Raw genomic sequence first — 22,172 nt, 5'->3', positions numbered from 1 at the left:
GAGTTCATCACATATGAAAAAATACGTTAAAGCTTTATTGCCAATGCTTCTCGCTTCATTTTTATTAGCGATTCCTGTGAGTGCGCACGTAACAGTCAAGCCTGATACATCTGCGACAAATGCTTGGGAGACCTATACATTAAAGGTTCCTTCTGAGAGTGACAGCCCGACGACAAAGGTTGTCTTGTCAATACCTAAAGGCGTAGAATTCCAGCAATATGAGCCAGTACCTGGCTGGAAAACGTCAACTGAAGAGAAAGATGGCAAGGTAACAAGAGTGACTTGGGAAGCAACAGGTAAAGGTGTGCTTGCTGGACAATTCCAGCAATTCGTTTTTGTAGCGAAAAACCCTGAAAAAGCAGGTGAAGCTGCTTGGGATGCGTATCAATATTATAAGGATGGAACAGTCGTTGAATGGACTGGCGATAAAGATGCTGATAAACCTCATTCCATCACAAACATTGTGGCATCTAATACTGTAACGGATTCACATGGCCAGGAAAAACCAAAAGAAGAAAAGGCCTCTGAAACAGCCTCTGCTTCTTCCTCACCACTTGTCCTTGGTCTGTCCATTGCTGCTCTAGTCGTGGCACTGATTGCACTTGGACTTGCTTTTAGAAAGAAATAAAAGCTGTATGAGCGATCGTTTTCTCAGAAACGATCGCTTTTTCTTGCACCACAGACTGTTTACTTTTATTAGAAATCAATTATTTTCCATTTTCCCAACTTGTTATTACCAATATAGGATTGAATAGGATAAAGCCGCGTGACATAATGAGACAGATGACCACATAGGAGGCTATGAGATGAACCATGTAATTATATTTGCTCATCCCCAGCAAAGCTTAAATCAAACCTTATTAGATCTTGTTGTGAGCACTCTATTGAACAATGGTCATAAAGTGACTGTTCGTGATGTCTATGCCCTAGGATTTTCGCCAGAGCTCACCATTGCAGAAAAGGCTGCCATCAAATGCGGTGATGTCCCGATTGCCATTCAAAGAGAGCAGACGCTGATTCAGCAAGCGGATGTGCTGACGTTTATTTTTCCAATATGGTGGACAGGCTTGCCGGCCATGCTAAAAGGATATGTAGAGCGCGTGTTTTCTGAAGGTTTTGCTTATCAGATCAGTGAGGATGGAGAGATTGAAAATCTGCTTCAGCACAAAAAAGGTGTCATTATCAACACCCACGATGCACCGAGGACTTTTCTTGATTCCAATAAAGTCTTCAGCTCCTCTCATCACATGACAACCGATACTGAAGTCTTCAATTTTATTGGCGTTCAGCCTGTCGAACGGCTTTTGTTCAGCAGCATGGAGCAGGCATCTGCAGATTACATACATGAAATTTTGAAAGAAACGAAAGAAACGGTGGATCAGCTTTTCCCGCCGGCTGTTTAACATAAAAAAGACTGCCGAGATCCCTCTGACAGTCTTTTTCACGTTTATTCGTCTAACCCAATGGATACATATTTTGTTTCTAAATAAGGTTCGATTCCTTCGATGCCGCCTTCTCGGCCAATTCCGCTCTCTTTCATACCGCCAAAAGGTGCTTGAACAGCCGATGGACCACCATCATTCCAGCCAATAATCCCATAATCGAGATGTTCTGAAATGTAGAGTCCGTTCCGATAATTTTCTGTAAAGAAATAAGCTGCAAGGCCAAAAGGTGTATCGTTGGCTAATTCAATTGCCTCGTCTAACGTTTTGAATGTCGTAATCGGCGCCACTGGACCAAATGTCTCTTCATGCATGATGTTCATCGAAGGATCCACATGTGTAAGAACCGTTGGCTGGACAAAATAATATGATTTGTCATCGTCGAAATGCGTATCGCCGCCGACAAGAACTTTCGCCCCTTTATCCACTGCATCTTGAATTTGACCGACAATTTTATCAAAGCCGCGCTTGTTGATAATTGGACCAATAGATGTGCCTTCTTCAAAGCCATTGCCTACTTTCAGCTTTTCTACTTCTTTGCTGAAGCTTTGCGCAAATGCTTCATGAATGTCTTCATGCACAATTAAACGGTTGGCACAGACACAGGTTTGTCCTGCATTCCGAAACTTAGATGCCACTGCCTGTTTGACAGCTAGTTCAAGATTCGCATCCTTGTCTACGATGAGCGGAGCATGACCGCCAAGCTCCATTGATACGTGTTTGACTGTGCTGGCACTGTTTTTGATCAAATGCTTTCCGACGGGCGTTGAGCCTGTAAACGTGATTTTTCGAATCAATGGACTATCTGTGAAGATTTCACCCACTTCTTTGCCATCTCCCACAACCCATTGCAGTGCATCCTCTGGAATGCCGGCTTCATGACCTAATTTTACTAGTTCAATGGCTGTCAGCGGTGTGTCTTCAGCAGGTTTTACAATAAACGTACAGCCTGCTGCAAGCGCTGGAGCTGCCTTTCTCGTAATCATCGCCGCAGGGAAATTCCACGGAGTAATGGCAGCAACAGGACCAACTGGCTGTTTTGTGACGAAAAGGCGTTTGTTCGTCGTATGTGACGGGATGGTTCTGCCGTAGATTCGCTTTGCTTCTTCTGCGTACCATTCAATATAACCAGCCGCATAGACGATTTCTCCTAATGCTTCTTGATACGGCTTTCCATTTTCTTCTGTGATGATTTTCGCAAGCCTTTTTTTATGCTCAATCATCAGATCAAACCACTTACGAATGATATTGGCACGTTCATGCGCTGACGTTTTTGCCCATGATTTGAATGCTTTGTGTGAACGGGAAATTGCGTCTTCGATCTGTTCTTTTGTATGCTGAGCAACTGAAGCAATTTCTTCTCCTGTTGCAGGATTATATACTTTGAGTTCGTTTGTCATGCTCTACCGTCTCCTTCGTTCTTGGATTCATTACATATAGTATATACCCAATGAGTACCCAACCTAAAAGCAATATCCATTCAGCTGGCCACGATAAGGAAGCCGGCATTCCTGGAAAGTAAAATGAAAGGAAAAGAAGACTCAGTCCGATGGCTAAAACACCTGTCGTCCGCCAATATTTAATGCTGTATGGACGCTCCAGCTCAGGTTCTGTTTTGCGAAGCCTCATAAAGGCAATGGACACGATTAAGTACCCGACGATGATTCCGACACCGCCCGCATTGACAATCCATACGAGGGCAGGACGCCCTAATAATGGAGCGAAAAAAGCTAAAGCTCCAAGAAATAAAATGGCATTTGTCGGTGTTTTATACTTTGGATGAATATACGCAAACCATTTGGAAATCATACCTCTTTCCGCCATAGCATATAGAATACGGCTTGCACCGATAATAAAAGCATTCCAGCTCGTCACAATTCCTGCTACCCCTCCAATGACAAGCACTGTTCCAAATGCTTGATGACCGAGAAGCTGTACCATCGCATCTGCGGTCGCTAATGAGGAAGCTTCGAGCTGTCCTTTTGACATTCCAGCAGCTACCCCAAAAACAATAAGCAGATAAAAAACGACTGCGCTCACGATGGAGATAATCAAGATTCTCCCAATGATTTTTTTTGGTGCGTTTATCTCCGCCGCTACTTGCGGAATGACATCAAACCCAACGAATAAAAAGGGAATCATGACTAACACCGCCATAAGCCCCCCAACCCCGCCTTGAAACATCGGCTCAAGGTTTGCAAAATCTCCATTAAATGTTGCGCCGCCTAAAAGGAGAAAACCTGTCAGAATAATCGCCACTGTGAACACGGACTGAAAAATGGCAGCAGGCTTCGCTCCAATGTAATTCAGCGCTGTTAAAAACAATGCCCCGCCAGATCCAATCAATACCCATGTGAAATAAACGTCCCATCCTCCTATATTCCATAAGAAGCCAGCATGCTGTGTTGGAATCACATAATCAATGACGGTCGGCAAGGCGACAGCTTCAAACGTAATCACAGACACATAACCAAATAATACGCCCCATGCTGAGACGAACGCTGCTTTCATCCCAAATGCCCGCTGGACAAAAACGAGCCCTCCGCCTGTCTCTGGAATGGCAGACGAAAGCTCAGCATACGTAAGTCCGATAAAGATGACGAGAATACCGCCTATAACGAAAGCAATCACACTGCCTAAAAATCCAGCTGTTAAAATCCAATCTCCCGAAAGTACAACCCAGCCCCAGCCAAGCATTGCACCAATGGACAAAAACAGCACGTCAGACTGCGACATCGTTTTTGCCATTTGTTGTTTTTGCATACAACCATCCCCCTTTGTTGTTTAGCGTGCTTTGAAGGCGTCCTCGATAATCCCTAGTCCTTCGTGAAGCAGCTCATCTGTGATGACAAGTGGTGTTAAGAAGCGAATGATATTCCCATTAATCCCTGCCGTTAAAAGAAGCAGCCCGTGCTCATTTGCATATGCTGCAATCGCTGCGGCTGTTTTCTTATCCGGTGTACGCGTTGTTTGATCTTCCACAATTTCAATCGCCGCCATTGCCCCTAACCGGCGGACTTCCCCAATGAATGGATACGCCTGTCTCCATTCATTTGCTTTGTCCTCAATGACTTGCCCAATATGTTCAGATCGTTGATTCAGTTGTTCTGTTTCAATGATATCAAGGACAGCCAGTGCAGCTACACAGCCTAACGGACTTCCTGCATATGTTCCCCCAAGCTCCCCTGGATCTGCCGCATCAAGCATTTCTTTTCTACCAACGACTCCGCTCAGCGGTAAGCCAGCTGCAAGAGATTTTGACACAGTAATTAAGTCCGGTACCACATCAAAGTGCTCAATCGCAAAGTATTTCCCTGTTCTCGCAAAACCGGTTTGGATTTCATCTGCAACAAAGACAATCCCGTGCTGCTGACAGAATGAAGCGACATGCTGAACGAAACGCTTCGATGGCACAATGAATCCGCCCTCCCCTTGGACTGGTTCCATGACCACACAAGCAACAGTTTCAGGTGCAACGGCTGCGACGAAGAATTGATTGAATTGGTCAATGATGTACTCGTCGTACGCTGCATCGCTTAATCCTTCAGGTTTTTGATAGTAATAAGGGTACGGTGCTTGGTACACCTCAGATGCGAATGGCCCGAAGCCAAATTTATATGGCTTGACCTTGCTCGTCATGCTCATTGTCATATTCGTTCTGCCGTGAAAACCTCTTGTAAACGACACAACAGCCTGTCTTTTCGTATATTTACGTGCAATTTTCACCGCATTTTCAACAGCTTCTGCACCTGAATTAAGAAAAATGGCTTTCTTATCATGATCCCCTGGTGTGAGATGGCACAGCTTCTCTGCCAATTCGATATACGATTCGTACATCATCACGTTGAATCCTGGGTGAATCAGGCTATCTGCCTGTGCTTTGACCGCTTCCACGACCTTTGGATGTGAATGTCCTACGTTTAATGTGCCAATGGCGCCTGCAAAATCGATAAATCGTTTCCCATCAATATCGAACAGCTCGGCTCCTTTCCCCTTCGCTGCAAGATGACGGTTGCCATTACTCACGCCTCTTGCGACGTATTGATCTCTTTTCCCCTGCCATTCTTCGGTTGAAAAACGGTTTGTTGTCGTTTGACTCATTGTCATCCATCCCCTTTATATCCTTTTTTATTATTCTGAATATTTTTTGGTATGATAGAAAGTACCAATATCATTTTTTTCATGGTATCAGAGAGGATGGAATGGTGAGATGCTGACAATTCAACTAGACCAAACAGGACAAAACGGATATATTTATCATCAAATTTATATGAAAATTAAAGAAGAAATCTTAAATCGCAACCTACAGCCACACGATCAATTACCATCTAAACGAGAGTTAGCCGATACATTAAACGTCAGCGTTAATTCAGTGAATGGGGCCTATCAGCAGCTGCTTGCTGAGGGATATTTATATTCGGTTGAACGCAAAGGTTTTTTCGTGGAATCACTAGAAACATTTCATGAATCTGGGCAGCTGAAACCCTCTTCTCTTCCTGTAGATTTAAAGGAAGAACCGATTGCACGAGACGACTGGTATTCCTTTTCACATATCTCCGTCGATACAGCGAACTTTCCATTTAAAAGCTGGCTGAAAAGTGAACAAAAGGCGATCCATCTCCACCAAGAAGCCTTCGGTGAGCTTCCGCATCCACAAGGTGTGTATGAACTGCGGGAAACGATTGCCCGGTTGATCGGACTTGCACGAGGGGTCAAATGCTATCCAGAACAGCTCATTTTAAGTGCAGGCACACAGTCACTGATCCATTCGTTATCAAGCATTCTTCCGGCCGATCAAATATATGGGTTAGAAAACCCTGGCTACCGCCGGCTCTATCAAATGCTGAAAAACAATCATCACCAAATTGAAACGATTGGCATTGACCAAAAAGGTGTGCGGATGAGCGACATTCATAAGAAACAGCCAAATGTGTTGATCATTACCCCTTCACATCAATTTCCAACAGGGGTGATTATGCCGATTTCCCGGCGTATTCAGCTGTTAAACTGGGCAGCCGATCAGCCAGACCGTTATATCATTGAGGATGATTATGACAGTGAATTTAAATATGGCACAGACAGCATTCCGGCGCTGCAAAGTCTTGACCGATATGACAAAGTCATTTATATGGGCACCTTTTCAAAATCATTGCTGCCCGGCTTGAGGCTAAGCTATATGGTGCTGCCTCAGCATTTATTGAGACGCTATAAGGAGGAACAGCATTTTTTCATTCAAACAGCTAATCTTTTTACACAATACACCCTTCTTCATTTTATAAAAGATGGGGCGTATCAACGGCATATTAAAAGAATGAATGGTTTATATGAGGAAAAACGGAAGCAGCTCATTGAAGAGCTCAATACGGTTTTTACTGACAATGTGCGGATTATTGGAGAAAATGCCGGTCTTCATTTTATTGCAGAGTTCCGCTCAAATCGAACGCAGCATGAGATTTTACAGCGAGCGAAAGAAAGAAAGCTGAAAATGTACGGAATGGATCGTTTTACCCTTGATGAGCAATTGCCGGGGCATCAGCCAGGCTTTGTCCCGCTCGTCCTCGGCTTCTCACATATGAAGCAAGAGGATATTCAGCCGGCAGTGAAACGGCTGTATGACGCCATTTTTGGGAAATAAAACAGCCAGCTGCTCTTCATAGACAGCTGGCTTACCACCGTTCTTTATCTACAGCTAGAATCGATGACATGAGTCCAGGAAAAGCAGTCTCGATGTCTTCTTTTCTTAAAGAATAGTAACGGTGCTTCCCGTCAATTCTCACTTTCACGATGCCTGCCTCCCTCAACACTTTGAAGTGATGGGAAAGCGTAGATTTGGCAATATTCATCTCATACGTGCCGCATGTCCTCTCCCCCGCCTCTGCTAAGCAGCGGACAATTTCTAACCGGATTGGATCAGCCAATGCGTGCAGCACAGAAATCAATCTCATATCTTCTTGGTTTGGATGGTTTGGATTCGTCATACAATAAATGTATCGTATTTTGTGCCAACATACAATCTCATTCACCTGGAGCTGACTAGTCAAGTAACGATATGACTTCACAAACGTCCATTATTCATGAGACTGTCTGAAGGGAAGGAACCCATTTTGAAACATAATATATGGATGAGTTTATTGATGATGATTCTCGCGATCTTCCTCTGCGCCTGCCAGTCCGTCCAATATTCTCAGTCAAAACCACCTAGTGCGGAAGAGTTATTAGCTATCGATCAGCAGGCAGATTTATTTCAATGGGAAGGAACGGTCTATGAAACAAATGTAGATTGGACGACATCCTTACACGTCACAAAACATCAGCAAGTAGGTGTCATTCAGAAAACAGCCGCCAAAAATTTTGAACATGGTACAGCTTCTAGGCTGCAAAAAGGGGCCGCTATTTACTCTGTGAAAGAGAGAGAAGACATGTTGGTCGTCGAACTTCACGGCAAAACAAAAATATATACCGCACATGCGGAAGGATAAAATACCTGTCATGCAGACGGGTATTTTTTAAGTTCATTTTCTTGTCATGGGTCATTGGTTTTGTTATCATAGCAAAAGTGACCACTCGGTTTCCATTGTGACCATATGGTTTTGCCGATTCGGAAAGGACTTATGAAGATGAACGAAAAGCAAGAAGAGATTTTGCGGGTTTCAAAGAAATTATTTTCTCAAAAAGGCTATATGAGTGTCTCCATGCAGTCAATTGCCGATGCCTGTAAAATATCAAAAGCGTCTATTTATAAACTGTTTGATTCAAAGGAAGCTCTTCTACTAGAACTGATTAAATACAATCAGCGCAAAATGAGAGAGATTTCCCGCATCATTCATTCAGAAACGACGCTGTCCAAAAAGGAAAAATTCACAAAGAAGATCAAGCTTGAGCTTGAAGAGTTTAAAGAGAATCATAAATTTTTGAACATGCTGTCTTTTGAAGCTTTTTCTCAGCATTCGCCTATTGTCATTAAACACTTACGCGAGACACGCTCCATTATCATGCAGCGGCACAAAGACATTATTTTGAGCACCTATGGTGAATCTGTCGCTCCTTATGTCTGGGATCTCGTGATTGTTCTCAATGGATTAATGAGAGAATTCATCTTAATGCTGGCGATTGAGCACAAGAACATCAAATTAGAAAATGCTGCTGAGATGATTATCGGTGTGATGGACCGTGTATCGAAAAAGCCTTGCTCAATTGAGCCTGTGTTAACAGATCAGCTCATGGACTCTTATTTGTTTTCCTCACAGGACGGATATGATGAAGAAAAACTTGTCATCTCGTACTTAACGAAGATCAAACAAGAGCTTCACGCACTGTCAAACGGAGAAGAAAAAGACGATCTCCTCTCTGCTTATGAGCTGCTCAATCAAGAATTATCAAAGGATGAACCGAGAACCTTTTTAGTCAGCTCACTGCTCGATTATTTAGGCAAAAACAGCGTTTTATCACAAAACGTGTCACAGCTGAAAAACATCATTTTATAGATAAAGAAGGGATAACATGAACCAATCAACTACATCGTATAATCGATCTGTGATTGTTGGGATTTTCCTCGTTGGGGCATTCGTTGCGATTTTAAACCAAACGCTTCTCATTCCAGCGATCCCGCATATCATGGAAGATTTCAATATTGAGGTCAGCAAAGGACAGTGGCTTACAACAGCCTTTATGCTGACAAACGGGATTCTCATCCCCATTACGGCTTTCCTCATTGAGAAATTTTCAAGCCGTTCTTTAGTTTTAACGGCACTTAGCATCTTTACAGCCGGTACAATTCTTGCTTCATTTGCAACGAATTTCCCGGTGTTACTTGCAGCGCGTATCGTACAGGCAGCAGGCGCAGGGATTTTAATGCCTCTGATGCAAACGATCTTTTTAACCATTTTCCCGAAAGAAAAACGCGGGCAGGCAATGGGCATGGTCGGACTTGTCATCTCGTTCGCACCTGCGCTTGGGCCAACACTTGGCGGCTGGATTGTTGATTCCTTCAGCTGGAAGTTCTTGTTCTATATTGTTCTGCCAATCGGTATCATTGATCTCATTCTTGCTTTCTTCTTAATGAAAAATGTGACGCAGCAAAGAGAAACACGTATTGATGTCTTATCTGTCATCTTGTCGTCGTTCGGTTTCGGAGGGCTGCTTTACGGATTTTCTAGTGTCGGCACGTATGGATGGACGAGTGCGACTGTTCTCATTTCGCTGATTGTCGGCGCCGTGAGCTTGTTCTTCTTTATCCTGCGCCAGTCGAACTTAACAAGGCCGATGCTGGAGTTTGGCGTATTTAAATTTGCGATCTTTAGCTTAACAACCTTCCTCGGCATGCTTGTCTTTGCTTTATTAATTGGGACAGAGACGATTCTGCCGCTTTATACGCAGAATGTCAGAGGGCTGTCTGCACTTGATACAGGGCTTATCTTATTGCCAGGTGCTCTCTTCATGGGACTCCTGTCACCTATTATTGGACGGATTTTTGATAAAGTCGGCGGAAAAGGGCTGGCATTAGGCGGATTTACGATACTCACCGTTACCACCCTGCCATTTATGCTGCTCACCCTTGATTCATCGATCGCCCTCATTACAGTCGCCTACACGCTTCGGTTAATCGGGGTTGGGATGATCATGATGCCGCTGACAACCGCAGGTATTAACTCTTTACCGCCTCATTTGATCCCTCATGGGACAGCGATGAATAACACGATGAGACAAGTAGGCGGTTCCATTGGAACGGCTGTGCTTGTCTCTATCATGAGCAGCTCTGCTGCAAATGCAGAATTGGCCAATCCATTAAAATCGGCCGTTCATGGAATGAATACGTCATTCTTCATTTCTGGTCTGATTGCCGTCATTGGACTCGTCCTCTCCTTTTTCTTAAAGGAAAAAAAACGTGAGAATAAAGTGATGAAGCAGGAGCTATCTTCCTCCTCGTCTTCTTCATAAGAAAAAGAGCTCGGCATATGGCCGGCTCTTTTTTCATATACTCATACAATATCGTCCTCTCTGCAAACACATTTGTATTTCTAGTGAAGAAAAACCTTGATAATTTAAAGAAAAGAGTTGATAATAGGAACTATTCAATTTGTGAGAAAATTTTTACTATAGGAGATGTATGCATTGAAGGTCGTTAAATTTGGTGGCAGTTCACTTGCATCTGGCAAGCAGCTGCAAAAGGTATTTGACATTGTAACAGCAGATCCAGCTCGAAAAGCAGTCGTTGTTTCCGCACCAGGAAAACGGCATTCAACGGATACAAAGGTCACCGATCTATTAATTAGCTGCGGTGAACAATATTTACGTTTAGGCGAAGCACATGATTTAAAGGAAGCAGTCATTGAGAGGTATGCCTCAATAGCGGATGAACTCGGATTAGGTCAAGACATTATCGATACCATCAGGCAAGATTTAGACACATTATTACAGGCTGATTCATCCCGCCCTGAGTGCTATCTTGATGCCATTAAAGCAAGCGGTGAAGACAATAACGCTAAGCTCATTGCCGCCTATTTCCGCCACCAGGGTGTGGAAGCTCATTATGTGAATCCAAAGGAAGCTGGTTTGTTTGTGAGCGATGAGCCTGGCCAAGCACAAGTTCTGCCGGAGTCTTATGATCATTTGTACAAATTAAGAGAGCGCTCTGGCATTATTATATTCCCTGGCTTTTTTGGCTTTAGTCTCGCGGGAGACATCGTCACCTTTTCGCGAAGCGGCTCAGATATTACCGGCTCCATTTTAGCGAACGGTTTGAAGGCAGATGTATATGAAAACTTTACAGATGTCGATGCTGTCTATGCCGTCAATCCAACGATTGTTCATGAACCAAAAGAGATTACAGAGCTGACATACCGGGAAATGCGCGAGCTGTCCTATGCTGGTTTTTCTGTATTCCATGATGAAGCACTTATTCCTGCCTTCCGTGCAGGCATTCCGGTTCAGATTAAAAACACCAATAACCCGTCTGCAAAAGGGACAAAAATCGTAAATCAGCGGGACCATACAAATGGACCTGTTGTTGGAATCGCCTCCGACAATGGATTTTGCAGTATTTACATTAGTAAATATTTGATGAACAGAGAAGTCGGTTTTGGACGAAAGGTGCTGCAAACACTAGAAGAGTATGGGCTTACGTATGAGCATGTTCCTTCTGGCATTGATGATATGACCATTATTTTACGTCAGGATCAGCTGGAGGAGCAGCATATTGAAGAGGAGCTGCTAGACCGCTTGAAGGTCGTGCTTGATGCAGATGAGGTCGTTTTAGAGCGAAATCTTTCGCTGATTATGGTTGTAGGAGAAGCGATGCGTCATAATGTTGGCACAACAGCAAGAGCGGCAAAGGCGCTATCAAAAGCGAAGGTCAATATTGAAATGATCAATCAAGGCTCTTCAGAGGTCAGCATGATGTTTGGCGTCAAAGCGGCTCAAGAAAAAGAAGCTGTTCAAGCCTTGTATGAGGAATTTTTCTCTATGTCTACTGTCCCTGTCTCTCTTTAATCAGAAGGCTGCCAGATCTTTGGATCGGCAGTCTTTTTTCATCTCAACGATCAGAGTGTTTTTGCGCATTAAAGTGTATCTATTTCTTGTTTGATTTTGTATGATAGAGACAAATCAACTATCCGTTCCGGCCTATGATCGGAGCTACAAGGAGTCCTAAAACAATGCCTCGTCAACAACTATTAAAACAGTTTCGCAATTTTCATGATGCTTCTACTAGTATTTTAAACATGATGAGTCAATTCATTGATGTGAATACACTGTTTATTGCTAAAAATGATCAAAACACCAATCAAATTGTAAAGGTGCTAAATCATGACGAGCAGCTTCTTGAAGAAGGAGAAGAACTTCCTTACGAAAAGACATTTTGCAAGCTTGTGGTCGATCATCGGGATACACTTGTGATTCCTGACATTTCGAAGGATGACCGTTTTAAATACTTAGAGGTTACGAAAAATCTTCAAGGCGGCTCGTTTATTGGAGTTCCCATTAATTTCACAGATGGGACGAACTACGGAACGATTTGCGGACTTGATTTGAGGCCGAAGCAGTTCACAGAAGAGCATGTGTATATGTTTGAAACGATGGCTTCATTATTAAGCTATGTCCTCGAACTAGACCGTGCCAACCGGCAAATTCGGCAATTGTCTGTACCGATCGTACCAGTTGTTGACGGTGTCGCTGTGCTTCCTCTGCTTGGTGATATCGAAGAGACACGTGCTCAGCATATTTTAGAAACCATTTTACAGGAAAGCTACAGGCTGTCGCTCTCTCATTTGGTCATTGATGTATCGGGAACCAAAAGCCTGAATGAACAAAGCATTCAATATTTGGTCAGCTACGCACAAACGCTGAGACTTTTAGGAATTTCGGCAGTTTTAACAGGTATTAAGCAAGACCTTGCTTTAAGTGCGATTCAATCCAATATATCGTTTAAAGACATCACCATCCGGAAAGACTTGCCGCAGGCACTTGCTCATATTGGGTTGACGTTTACCAAAAATGAATAAGTGGTGATTCACCAAAAAAGGCTAAGATGAACTTCATTTTAGCCTTTTTCTTTTGGAAACGGCAGTCGTATGGTAAATGTCGTTCCATTGTTTTTTTCACTTTTCATATCAATATGCCCTTCATGCAGGTCCACAAGCTGCTTCACGATAGACAAGCCCAATCCGTATTCTCCATACGGTGTATTCGTTCTTGAGATATCCGCTTTATAAAAACGTTCCCATATGTGTTTGACTTCGTCTGGCGCAATGCCAATGCCTGTGTCTTCCACTTCGATGATCGTCTCTTGATTTTCTTGTTTTCCTCTTAAGTAAATACGGCCGTCTTCTGTGAATTGAATCGCGTTCTTTGTGATATTGACAAGTATTTGAATGAGCCTGTCATAATCTGCATAAACCTTTAGCTCGGGATCAACGTCCACGATCAGCTGATTGTTTTTCTCTTCGGCGATTCGGCTCAGCTGCTCTTTCATCACTTCAAATGTGTCAATGAGTGGATAATGAAATTTCTGAAGGGTAATTTGATTCGATCTAATTTTCTCATAATCCATATTTTCATTGACGAGGCGCAACATACGTTTTGTCTCATCAGTGATTAAGGCATAGCATTTCTCTTTCTCTTCTGCTGACACATCCGCAGTGTTCAGCCATTCCACCAGTCCTCGAATGGTGGTCAGCGGTGTTTTCAATTCGTGAGACACATCTGCGATGAATTGACGTCTGCGCTTTTCGAGCCGGTCAATTTCCTCTCTTGATTGCTGAAGACGCTTGGCCATCATATTAAAATCCTCACCAAGTGTGCCAATTTCATCAAGGTGTTTGTTTTCAAGCTTGATGTTGTAATCACCTTGCGCAATCTTTTCAGTCGCCTCTCTCAACTTTTTGATGCGGTTCACATGAAATTTAGACAGGAACAGGCTGAGAATAAAGGTGATCGTCAGCGCCACAAATACGATGATATACAGATAACGATTCATTTGGGCGATGAGCTGTTCAGCGCCTTGAATCGGGGCAATAAGGACAACTCCGCCCTTTAGCTTTCCATCCTCCATGACAGGGAGCGCCACAAGTGATGCCTCTTGATCAAGGCGGCGTGAATCACTTCGCTTCACAATGATTTGCTCTCCTTTTGAGAGTTTGGCCCATAAATCCTTTGTCAATAATACTTCATGCGGCGGCATCACTTGCTGCTGAGACAGAATATCTCCTTTTTCATCAAACACGAAAAAACGAATTTGCCTCGTCGAAAGAATATCTTCAAATGGCCGCAGACGAAAGGTCATCTCGCTTTTAGGGAGTCGTTTATAATCTTGCAAGATTTCATTCCCATAGGAGCTCATTTCATTCACTCTGTTTTGATAGGCAATATCTTTCACAAAATGAGATAAAAGGGTGCTGATAATGACAATGGCGATGAGCAATAACCCAAGGTGACTGATCAGCAGCTGATAAAAATATTTAATCTTCATCGAACTTATACCCTACGCCCCATACTGTATACAAAAAGGGCTTAGGCCCGTCCCCAATTTTTTGACGCAGCCGTTTAATATGAACATCTACCGTTCGTTCATCTCCATAAAATTGGTATCCCCAAATTTGCTCAAGCAATTGTTCTCGTGAAAATACTTGCCGAGGATGCTGAATAAAAAAGCACAGCAGATCGTATTCTTTCGGTGTGAGGTTCTCTATTCGCTCTCCATCCAGAAAAACTTCCCTCGTTTTTTTATCCAACTGAAAATGTGCTGTCTCCAGCCGTTCGCCCTCATTCACCTTTTCTTGAGTCGTTGTATGAGCAAAGCGTCGTTTCACCGCTTTAATTCTTGCCATCAAGGTTAGTGGACTAAAGGGCTTGGTCACATAATCATCTGCCCCAAGATCAAAACCAAGCACCTGATCAGATTCGGTTTCCTTGGCTGTCAGCATGATAATCGGAATGTCACTGATCTGGCGCACTTTTTGACAAATGGTCAGACCATCCATCGAAGGAAGCATGACATCTAAAATGAGCAGATCCCAATCCTCCTCTTGCTTAAAGCGATTCAATCCTTCTAATCCATCATGAACGAATTCCGCTTGAAATCCCTCTCGTTGAAAAAACATATCCGTCATTGTACAAACGCTCTGATTATCTTCAATCATTAATATTTTCATGATCAGCCTCCGCTGCTACCATTGTTTTTCTTTATGTAGCTTTATTTTACATGTTCCCTTTCAAATCTCAATTGGATTCCACTGTTTTTATGAACTTATCATCGTTTGGTCATCTTTTATTCATACTTTTTGAAAGAACTAATACTGCGGTGAATCACATGAGGTTTTTTTATGATGGCATTGCAGAAGATGGTCAAGATGTTAGTTGAAAATAGGAGAGCGTCATTTACATATATTTATAGAAAGAACTTCCTGACAGTTATATGATAGATCTATTTAAAAAAGCTCATCACTATATCGATGAGCTTTTTTATCATGCCAGCAACTTCAAATAAGCAGCGTCGTTTTCCTCTTCAACCGCCTGTAAAATCTGCTGTGCCTGAGATGCGCTTGTGACGCTGCTTAACTTTTGTATGATGTCTTCTTTCGATAACGCACAGCCTGGTGCTCCCTGCGGAATATCAACCCGCTTGCTCATGGTGGTGCCGTCAGTTAAGGTGAGCTTCACAATCGTAAAGCGTCCTTTTGGAACAGCATTGGGATGGGGTTCTGTCGTTTGATCATATCCTCTGCTTACCCGCTTCATCCATGTCCGCATGTCTGATGGAATGTTTTTTTTCGTAAAGGCATCCAGCGTAAGCGTCTGTCCAAACACTGCAAGTGCGATGACATATTCGACACTGAATCGTCCTTCTTCCCCGGTTAAAGGTGTCCGCTCAATAAGCGCTGCATCTCCGCCTGGCGGGAATATGACATCGACCTGTTTTACCTGCTCCGGCAAGAAAGACCGCTCTTTCATTAAGGATTGGATCGCATCTGCTGCATGGTGGGCTGCTGAGCAGAATGGATATACTTTGAACCACAGCCCCGGCGAAACGATACGCCATGTAGAACCATAGCCCTCTAGCAAACGGCTTTTCGCAAGTTCCAGATCTCCATAGAGTGAAAAGAAACCAAGCGCGCCATCAAGAACCGAGTCATTCCCGCCAAAACCTGAACAAGCTAAATCCATAGACCAAACGGCTGTTTTAGCAGCTAAGCCAGCTTGTAATGGTTTCATATCAGAGCCAAATTGCTTTCGCATTCCGGCTGATTGCGCTCCGGCAAAGCCGATTGCTTTCGTCAGTTCTTCCTTGGAGACTTGTTTCAAATAGCCAATCGCACACACTGCCGCAATGGCTCCGAGTGTTCCTGTATTATGCCAGCCCCGCTCATAATGCGCCTTACCGATCGATTCGCCAAGTCTTGCCATCACTTCAACACCTGTGATGTAGGCAGCTAAAAACCGCTCGCCATACCCTTTGCCGTCTGTCAGCTGTGATAGCAGCGCTGGAATGATGACCGCGCTCGGATGTCCTCTCACATCTGAGTGCACATCATCATAATCAAGGGCATGGATGAGGTAGCCATTCAGCATTGCTGCAGATTGGCGGCTCACCTTCTTTCCTTGTCCAATGACAGGAATCTGAGCGGCTCCGCCTTCCTGTTCAACAAGCTGCATCAGCTTTTGGATCCCTTCATCCTCTTTCGCAGCAAGCGCTGATGCTGCCGCGTCTAACAGGCCATTTCTAGCCATTTGAATGGCCCGCTCATCTTGCAGCGGATCAGCAGAAAGCACTGCTTCTGCCAGATGTTTTGTTAATTCCATGATCGAGACTCCAATGCCCGAACGGCAAGCTCAGCAAAGAAGGCAGCGGAAACTGGAAGTGCGTCTTCATTTAATGTAAACGCAGGGTGATGCCACTCCTTCGTACCACTAGTCCCCATCCATACAAAAAAGCCTGGAATGCGTTCTTGATAAAGAGCAAAATCTTCTCCGCCCGGTGACTGCTCTGCCTGCACGACATGTAAGTCAAGTGAGCCAGCCGTTTCTTCTACTACCTTTGTCAGACGCTCATCATTCATGACAGAAGGCAAATAAGGATGCCATCTCACTTCAGCCTCTGCTCCGAATCCTCCTGCAATTCCGCTGACGATTTGTTTCATAAGCTCCGGAATCATCGCTCTTACTTCAGGCTCAAACGTGCGAACGGTTCCTTCCATCTCAACACGGTCGGGTATGACATTCCATGATGTACCGCCTTGTATACGTGTGATACTGACAACCGCATGATGCAAGGAGCTGATGCGGCGGCTGACAATTTGCTGAAGGGCGCTTGTGATCTGCCCGCTGATGGCAATGGGGTCTACCGTGTGATTTGGAATACCGGCGTGGCCACCCGTTCCTTTAATATCGATTTCAAACCGGTCCACACTCGCCATCAATGCTTTTTCTCTAATGCCAATCGTGCCAACTGGCAGGTCAGGCTTGTTGTGCATACCGAAAATCGCATCGACCCCATCTAAAACACCTGCCTCTATGACGTGCTTCGCCCCTTGAGCAACTTCCTCAGCCGGCTGGAACAAAATACGGACCGTTCCTTTGATCTCGTGTTTCCGCTCTTTTAATAAAAGAGCCGCACCAAAAATAGAAGCTGTATGGAAATCATGACCGCATGCATGCATTTTCCCCGGTACCTTTGAAGAAAATGGTTCGCCAGATGCCTCTTCAATCGGAAGTGCATCAATATCGGCTCTCAAAGCAATTGTTGGCCCCTCTTGTTCTCCTTTGATTTCACAGACAACGCCTGTTTGAAGGGCTGGGATATCAAGCACAGTGATCCCTTCCTCTTCTAACCAGCGGCGCAGTTTCTTTGTCGTTTCATATTCTTCAAACGCCAGCTCTGGATGCTCATGAAGCGCTCGGCGAATGTTGATCAAACGTTTGTTTAAAGCTTCATTTCCTATTGATTTCACTAGACACTCACCCCTCTAAAGAATAAAAAGCAGCTTATGCTTCTTCAGCCGCTGCTTCTTTTTGGATAAATCGTTTCGTCCGTTCATTCTTCGTTTCATCAAATAACTCAGTTGGCGTCCCCTGCTCAATAATATGACCATCCGCCATGAAAATCACATGGTCTGCCACTTCTCTTGCAAACGCCATTTCATGTGTGACGATGATCATTGTTGTTTCTTGAATCGCAATGGATTTAATGACTTGAAGCACACCTGAGACAAGCTCTGGATCAAGCGCAGACGTTGGTTCATCCAGCAAAATCGCATGTGGATCAACCGCTAACGCACGGGCAATCCCAATCCGCTGCTGCTGTCCGCCAGATAACGTGACTGGATAGCTGTCAGCCTTTTGCTCTAACCCTACCTGCTTCAGCAGTTTCATACCGATTTCATTCGCCTGCTGCTTCGTCATTTTTTTCGTCACAAGCAACGATTCTGTAATGTTTTGCAGTGCTGTCTTGTTTTTAAATAAATTATAGTTTTGAAACACCATGGCCGTTTGTTGACGCAGCTGATGGGCTTCTTTACGTGAATATTTAGACGCATCGAGCTTCGCATCGCCAATTTCAATCGTGCCTTCATCTGGTATTTCTAATAAATTTAAGCAGCGCAGCAAGGTGGATTTACCGGAGCCAGAAGGTCCGATAATGGCCACAACCTGCCCTTTTTGCACGTCGAGATTGATTCCGTCTAAGACGACAAGGTCGCCGAATGATTTCTTCAAATTGGTGAGCTTGATCATGTCCACACCTCCTTAATTCCGGTAAGGTTTGCTGATTTTTCGTTCAAACAGGTCCTGCAGGAAGCTATAAATGATCGTCATCACCCAATACACGATCCCTACGGCTAAATAGGTTTCAAAGTATTTATAGTTCGCCGATGCAATCATCTTCCCTTGTGCAAACATTTCTGCCACACCAATCGTAAAGGCAAGAGATGTTTCTTTTAAAAGACCAATAAAGGTATTCCCCGTCGCTGGAATTGCATTTCTAATGGCCTGCGGGAAAATAATTCTAACGTAAGACTGCCATCTTGTCATACCGACAGATAAGCATGCCTCAAGCTGCCCTTCATCCACTGAGTTCAGAGCCGCTCTGAAAATTTCTGCTAAGTATGCTGAGTTCTTAATACTTAATCCGATAATGACCGCTGTTAAAGCATCCATTGAGGTCATCGCAGGGAATAGCTGCGGGAGACCAAAATAAATGAGAAAGAGCTGAACCAAGGTTGGAACCGCTCTGAAGAAAGAAATATACAGCTTGGCAAATTGGTATAAAACAGGTATCCGGTTTTTCGTAATGAGAGCGAATACCACACCAATGATAATGGCAAATACCATGGAGACAATCGCCATGAAGATCGTTATCGGCAAGTATTGAAGCAATGTCGGAAACACCGTCACCATATACTGCCAATCAATTTTGTTCATGTCTGCTCTTCACCGCCGCTGTCGTTATTTTTTAATTGGCACTGTCACATCGTCTTTGAAATATTTCTCAGACAATTTCTTAAGTGTCCCGTCTTCTCTTAATTCTTTGATGGCTTTGTTAAATTCTTCTCTTAGTTTGTCATGCTTTTTATCTTTCGCAAATGGATAGCCTACTTCTTCATACACAATTGGGTTGCCTACGATTTTCAGCGGCAGACCTGTTTTTTCAATTTGAGCAAGTAATACACTGCGTCCGTTGACATAAGCATCTACGCGGCCATTTGCCACTTCATTTAATACGCCGTCTTGCGTTTCATATGTTTTAATCTTAATTTTCTTGTCAGGGTCTTTGCTCTCTAAGTTTTTAGCATGGTTAGAGCCAAGAACCGCCGCCACTGTTTTTCCTTTTAAATCGTCAAGACCTTTGATGTCGTTGTTGTCTTTTTTCACGATGATTTGTGTTCCTGCGTAAGCGTACGTATCTGTAAAGTTAAATGTTTGTTTACGCTCGTCTGTGATGGCAACTTGGTTTGACACTGTATCGAGCTTACCAGACGTCAGTTGTCCCATCAGTCCGCTGAATTCACTCAGCTGCCAGTCTAGTTTGTAGCCAAGCTTTTTCGCAATGGCTTCTGTTACTTCAACATCGAATCCTACAAGCTTGCCATTGTCTTTATAAGCAAACGGATAGCTTTGTCCTGTAGCGCCTACTTTTAACACCTTTTCGTCTTTGCCTTCACTCTGATTGTTGCCGCCGCAAGCTGCTAATACTGCCAGCATTGCTGCAAATAGAACGACTAGCCACTTTTTGTTTTTCATGTTTGTAAACCCTTCTTCCTCTTATGGTTGTGTGATATCTGATCTTAATTGTTTTTTGAAATAAACCGTGATATGACCTTTGCCTAAATCCTTTTCACCTGCTCTGACATAGCCTTTACGCTCATACATCTCTATCAGCCATGGATGCTTATCAGCTGTACCGAGCGACACGTAAGGCACCTTCAGTGTATCCCTTAGCACTTCGGTTTCAACCCATTCCAGCAAGGCTGAGCCTGTGCCTTTTTTGGCAGCTGGTTCTGAGGCAAACCACCAGATGTGAGGGACGCCGAATGGTCCTGGCTGCTCTCCCCAAGGCATACGGAGTGATAAGGTGGATAGAAGCTCTCCGTTTTCTTCCATCACATAGCAAAGATTCTTTTGTACATTATTCTGAACGAGAGCGAAATCAGCATGTGCTGCTTGGAACTGGATGCCTAGCTCACGAATTGGCTCGTAGGCTCTTGTTGTCAGTTCAAGCAGCGCCTCTATATCTGCCTCTGTTGCCAGACGAAACGTGTATCCCAACGTTAGTCACCTCACCCTTATGTCGTGTAGCGATTTTTTGGCTCTGTTAATCCAAGATTTTCTCGTAAGGTTTGTCCTGTGTAATCGGTTTTGAATAAGCCTCGTTCCTGAAGGATTGGGACGACGCGGTCTACGAACACATCCAGCCCTTCTGGCAAGAGCGGCGGCATGACATTAAAGCCGTCTGCTGCTTCTTCACGAAGCCATGTTTCCATCACGTCTGCCAGCTGCTGCGGCGTTCCAATGAAAATATTATGACCGCGTGAGCCGGCAACCGATTGATAAAGCTGGCGAATGGTCAGGTTATCCTTTCTCGCCATATTCATCACGAGATCAAAACGGCTTTTCACCGCATTTGACGTGCTCGGATCAATCTCTGGAAGCGGCCCGTCTAAAGGATACTGAGACAGATCAATCCCGCCTAAGTAATTTTGCAGAATGCTCAGTCCAATCTCAGGAACAATCAGCTCCTGTAATTCTTCATATTTCGCTTGGGCTTCTTCCTCTGTATCAGCAATGATCGGGAAGATACCCGGCATGATGCTGACGTCCTCTCTAGCACGGCCAGCAGCCTCTACTTTCCCCTTCAAGCTTTGATAAAATTCCTTCGCTTTATCGAGATCGTTTTGTGCAGTGAAAATGAGCTCTGCTGTTTTTGCTGCAAGCTTTTGGCCATCTTCAGAAGATCCTGCTTGAATGATCACGGGCTGCCCTTGCGGCGTGCGTGATACGTTGAGAGGACCTCTTACTGAGAAGAACTCACCTTTATGCTGGAGCTCATGAAGCTTACTAGAATCGAAGAATTCTCCCGTTTCCTTGTTTCTGACAAGGGCGTCTTCCTCCCAAGAATCCCAGAGACCTTTGACGACCTCGACGAACTCTTCTGCACGCTCATATCGTTTATGGTGTGCTAAATGCTCTTCTCCGCTAAAATTTTTCGCTGTTTCTTCAATAGAAGATGTGACCACATTCCATGCCGCTCTTCCGCCTGATAAATGATCAAGGGAGGCAAACTGCCTTGCAATATGGAAAGGCTCACTGTATGTAGTGGAAGCTGTTGCCGCTAAACCAATGGTTGAAGTAGACTCAGCAATTGATGAAAGCAGCGTGAGCGGTTCAAATCTCGTTAATACGTTCGGATGAGAGGTTTGATTAATGGATAAACTGTCGGCTAAAAAGAGCAAATCCAGCTTTCCTTCCTCTGCCTTTTTCGCTAATTGTTTAAAATAATCTAGGTTCATGGCTGCATCTGGTACTGCATTCGGATGTCTCCAAGAGGCAACGTGATGTCCAGTTCCTGCGATGAATACGCCTAGCTTGAGCTTCCTTTTCGGCTGTGACACTTGTTCTTCATCCTTTCTATATCCTACATGTATCAAACTGAAGTCTTAGAAGATACATTTTTCTGATTGAATTAATCGGTTTTATTAATAAAAAAAGGGCAAATGTTGCGAAAAATGAAAAATAATTATTACT

General features: G+C 43.9%; 21 protein-coding genes. 8 read left to right on the top strand and 13 right to left on the bottom strand.

Annotated elements, in window-relative coordinates; genetic code table 11:
- The first annotated feature begins 13 nt into the window (after positions 1–13).
- Together NSQ76_RS02455 and NSQ76_RS02450 are read left to right on the top strand one after the other, a co-directional pair.
- Positions 14–628, top strand: a complete 615-nt coding sequence (locus tag NSQ76_RS02455) for a YcnI family copper-binding membrane protein (RefSeq protein ID WP_024425541.1) — start codon at positions 14–16, stop codon at positions 626–628.
- A gap of 178 nt (positions 629–806) precedes the next feature.
- Positions 807–1,403, top strand: coding sequence for an NAD(P)H-dependent oxidoreductase (locus tag NSQ76_RS02450; RefSeq protein ID WP_024427320.1), 597 nt, complete (start codon positions 807–809; stop codon positions 1,401–1,403).
- 44 nt (positions 1,404–1,447) lie between these two features.
- Here the strand turns inward: NSQ76_RS02450 and NSQ76_RS02445 are convergent, their stop codons facing one another.
- From NSQ76_RS02445 to gabT, 3 genes are read right to left on the bottom strand one after another with little or no spacing between them, the layout of a single operon-like run.
- Positions 1,448–2,842: an NAD-dependent succinate-semialdehyde dehydrogenase gene (locus NSQ76_RS02445; RefSeq protein WP_341052182.1), complete on the bottom strand. Its 1,395-nt coding sequence runs from the start codon at positions 2,840–2,842 to the stop codon at positions 1,448–1,450.
- Entirely contained in the window at positions 2,817–4,205 is a 1,389-nt protein-coding gene (locus tag NSQ76_RS02440; protein ID WP_025093633.1) for an APC family permease, read from the bottom strand. The genes NSQ76_RS02445 and NSQ76_RS02440 overlap by 26 nt, the downstream gene beginning before the upstream one ends.
- 21 nt (positions 4,206–4,226) lie before the next feature.
- On the bottom strand, positions 4,227–5,543 hold the full coding sequence (gene gabT, locus NSQ76_RS02435; protein WP_133744765.1) for a 4-aminobutyrate--2-oxoglutarate transaminase: 1,317 nt from the start codon (positions 5,541–5,543) through the stop codon (positions 4,227–4,229).
- 109 nt (positions 5,544–5,652) lie between these two features.
- On the opposite strand from gabT, the gene gabR reads away from it, so the two are divergent.
- The gene (gene gabR / locus NSQ76_RS02430) at positions 5,653–7,077 is read left to right on the top strand and encodes a MocR-like transcriptional regulator GabR (RefSeq protein WP_341052179.1); all 1,425 of its coding nucleotides are present in this window, start codon (positions 5,653–5,655) and stop codon (positions 7,075–7,077) included.
- Between the two features lie 31 nt (positions 7,078–7,108).
- Here the strand turns inward: gabR and NSQ76_RS02425 are convergent, their stop codons facing one another.
- The gene (locus tag NSQ76_RS02425) at positions 7,109–7,420 is read right to left on the bottom strand and encodes an ArsR/SmtB family transcription factor (RefSeq protein WP_171463959.1); all 312 of its coding nucleotides are present in this window, start codon (positions 7,418–7,420) and stop codon (positions 7,109–7,111) included.
- A gap of 126 nt (positions 7,421–7,546) precedes the next feature.
- Here NSQ76_RS02425 and NSQ76_RS02420 point away from each other — a divergent pair, with 126 nt between their 5' ends.
- The 5 genes from NSQ76_RS02420 (at position 7,547) to NSQ76_RS02400 (ending at position 12,940) form a co-directional block, all read left to right on the top strand.
- Complete coding sequence (locus tag NSQ76_RS02420) at positions 7,547–7,921, top strand: hypothetical protein (protein WP_268414490.1); 375 nt, start codon at positions 7,547–7,549, stop codon at positions 7,919–7,921.
- Between the two features lie 138 nt (positions 7,922–8,059).
- Positions 8,060–8,926, top strand: a complete 867-nt coding sequence (locus NSQ76_RS02415; RefSeq protein WP_225315557.1) for a TetR/AcrR family transcriptional regulator — start codon at positions 8,060–8,062, stop codon at positions 8,924–8,926.
- A 16-nt stretch (positions 8,927–8,942) separates the two neighbouring features.
- Positions 8,943–10,379, top strand: a complete 1,437-nt coding sequence (locus tag NSQ76_RS02410) for an MDR family MFS transporter (RefSeq protein ID WP_025093639.1) — start codon at positions 8,943–8,945, stop codon at positions 10,377–10,379.
- 174 nt (positions 10,380–10,553) lie between these two features.
- On the top strand, positions 10,554–11,930 hold the full coding sequence (locus NSQ76_RS02405) for an aspartate kinase (RefSeq protein WP_024425532.1): 1,377 nt from the start codon (positions 10,554–10,556) through the stop codon (positions 11,928–11,930).
- A 164-nt stretch (positions 11,931–12,094) separates the two neighbouring features.
- Positions 12,095–12,940: a GAF domain-containing protein gene (locus NSQ76_RS02400; protein WP_025093640.1), complete on the top strand. Its 846-nt coding sequence runs from the start codon at positions 12,095–12,097 to the stop codon at positions 12,938–12,940.
- A 38-nt stretch (positions 12,941–12,978) separates the two neighbouring features.
- Here the strand turns inward: NSQ76_RS02400 and NSQ76_RS02395 are convergent, their stop codons facing one another.
- The 9 genes from NSQ76_RS02395 to NSQ76_RS02355 all read right to left on the bottom strand — a co-directional run bounded on the left by NSQ76_RS02395 (position 12,979) and on the right by NSQ76_RS02355 (position 22,039).
- Entirely contained in the window at positions 12,979–14,406 is a 1,428-nt protein-coding gene (locus NSQ76_RS02395; protein ID WP_034622940.1) for a sensor histidine kinase, read from the bottom strand.
- Positions 14,396–15,088 carry a response regulator transcription factor gene (locus NSQ76_RS02390; protein ID WP_024425529.1) on the bottom strand — a complete coding sequence of 231 codons (693 nt, stop codon included), beginning with the start codon at positions 15,086–15,088 and terminating at the stop codon, positions 14,396–14,398. The genes NSQ76_RS02395 and NSQ76_RS02390 overlap by 11 nt, the downstream gene beginning before the upstream one ends.
- Positions 15,089–15,401: 313 nt before the next feature.
- On the bottom strand, positions 15,402–16,736 hold the full coding sequence (locus NSQ76_RS02385) for an MmgE/PrpD family protein (protein WP_341052166.1): 1,335 nt from the start codon (positions 16,734–16,736) through the stop codon (positions 15,402–15,404).
- On the bottom strand, positions 16,727–17,884 hold the full coding sequence (locus tag NSQ76_RS02380) for an amidohydrolase (protein ID WP_341052163.1): 1,158 nt from the start codon (positions 17,882–17,884) through the stop codon (positions 16,727–16,729). The genes NSQ76_RS02385 and NSQ76_RS02380 overlap by 10 nt, the downstream gene beginning before the upstream one ends.
- A 34-nt stretch (positions 17,885–17,918) precedes the next feature.
- On the bottom strand, positions 17,919–18,665 hold the full coding sequence (locus tag NSQ76_RS02375; protein WP_087978509.1) for an amino acid ABC transporter ATP-binding protein: 747 nt from the start codon (positions 18,663–18,665) through the stop codon (positions 17,919–17,921).
- A 12-nt stretch (positions 18,666–18,677) separates the two neighbouring features.
- On the bottom strand, positions 18,678–19,352 hold the full coding sequence (locus tag NSQ76_RS02370; protein WP_024427305.1) for an amino acid ABC transporter permease: 675 nt from the start codon (positions 19,350–19,352) through the stop codon (positions 18,678–18,680).
- A 24-nt stretch (positions 19,353–19,376) separates the two neighbouring features.
- The gene (locus NSQ76_RS02365; RefSeq protein ID WP_024427304.1) at positions 19,377–20,171 is read right to left on the bottom strand and encodes an amino acid ABC transporter substrate-binding protein; all 795 of its coding nucleotides are present in this window, start codon (positions 20,169–20,171) and stop codon (positions 19,377–19,379) included.
- Between the two features lie 21 nt (positions 20,172–20,192).
- Positions 20,193–20,696, bottom strand: coding sequence for a GNAT family N-acetyltransferase (locus NSQ76_RS02360; protein WP_024425523.1), 504 nt, complete (start codon positions 20,694–20,696; stop codon positions 20,193–20,195).
- 17 nt (positions 20,697–20,713) lie between these two features.
- Positions 20,714–22,039, bottom strand: coding sequence for an LLM class flavin-dependent oxidoreductase (locus tag NSQ76_RS02355; RefSeq protein ID WP_034622945.1), 1,326 nt, complete (start codon positions 22,037–22,039; stop codon positions 20,714–20,716).
- Between the last annotated feature and the right edge of the window lie 133 nt (positions 22,040–22,172).

This window comes from Bacillus sp. FSL M8-0256 (assembly GCF_038005765.1).
GTDB classification, from domain to species: Bacteria; Bacillota; Bacilli; order Bacillales; family Bacillaceae; genus Bacillus; species Bacillus safensis.
Note: the sequence above shows the minus strand (reverse complement) of the source record. Positions and strands in the feature narration are given on the sequence as shown.

What these genes read in the sequence shown, in the direction of transcription:
- NSQ76_RS02370 (WP_024427305.1), bottom strand. Translation starts at nt 19,352, where the DNA reads ATGAACAAAATTGATTGGCAGTATATGGTGACGGTGTTTCCGACATTG.
- NSQ76_RS02455 (WP_024425541.1), top strand. Translation starts at nt 14, where the DNA reads ATGAAAAAATACGTTAAAGCTTTATTGCCAATGCTTCTCGCTTCATTT.
- gabR (WP_341052179.1), top strand. Translation starts at nt 5,653, where the DNA reads ATGCTGACAATTCAACTAGACCAAACAGGACAAAACGGATATATTTAT.
- NSQ76_RS02440 (WP_025093633.1), bottom strand. Translation starts at nt 4,205, where the DNA reads ATGCAAAAACAACAAATGGCAAAAACGATGTCGCAGTCTGACGTGCTG.
- NSQ76_RS02390 (WP_024425529.1), bottom strand. Translation starts at nt 15,088, where the DNA reads ATGAAAATATTAATGATTGAAGATAATCAGAGCGTTTGTACAATGACG.
- NSQ76_RS02425 (WP_171463959.1), bottom strand. Translation starts at nt 7,420, where the DNA reads ATGACGAATCCAAACCATCCAAACCAAGAAGATATGAGATTGATTTCT.
- NSQ76_RS02375 (WP_087978509.1), bottom strand. Translation starts at nt 18,665, where the DNA reads ATGATCAAGCTCACCAATTTGAAGAAATCATTCGGCGACCTTGTCGTC.
- NSQ76_RS02385 (WP_341052166.1), bottom strand. Translation starts at nt 16,736, where the DNA reads ATGGAATTAACAAAACATCTGGCAGAAGCAGTGCTTTCTGCTGATCCG.
- NSQ76_RS02445 (WP_341052182.1), bottom strand. Translation starts at nt 2,842, where the DNA reads ATGACAAACGAACTCAAAGTATATAATCCTGCAACAGGAGAAGAAATT.
- NSQ76_RS02395 (WP_034622940.1), bottom strand. Translation starts at nt 14,406, where the DNA reads ATGAAGATTAAATATTTTTATCAGCTGCTGATCAGTCACCTTGGGTTA.
- NSQ76_RS02410 (WP_025093639.1), top strand. Translation starts at nt 8,943, where the DNA reads ATGAACCAATCAACTACATCGTATAATCGATCTGTGATTGTTGGGATT.
- gabT (WP_133744765.1), bottom strand. Translation starts at nt 5,543, where the DNA reads ATGAGTCAAACGACAACAAACCGTTTTTCAACCGAAGAATGGCAGGGG.
- NSQ76_RS02365 (WP_024427304.1), bottom strand. Translation starts at nt 20,171, where the DNA reads ATGAAAAACAAAAAGTGGCTAGTCGTTCTATTTGCAGCAATGCTGGCA.
- NSQ76_RS02450 (WP_024427320.1), top strand. Translation starts at nt 807, where the DNA reads ATGAACCATGTAATTATATTTGCTCATCCCCAGCAAAGCTTAAATCAA.
- NSQ76_RS02400 (WP_025093640.1), top strand. Translation starts at nt 12,095, where the DNA reads ATGCCTCGTCAACAACTATTAAAACAGTTTCGCAATTTTCATGATGCT.
- NSQ76_RS02415 (WP_225315557.1), top strand. Translation starts at nt 8,060, where the DNA reads ATGAACGAAAAGCAAGAAGAGATTTTGCGGGTTTCAAAGAAATTATTT.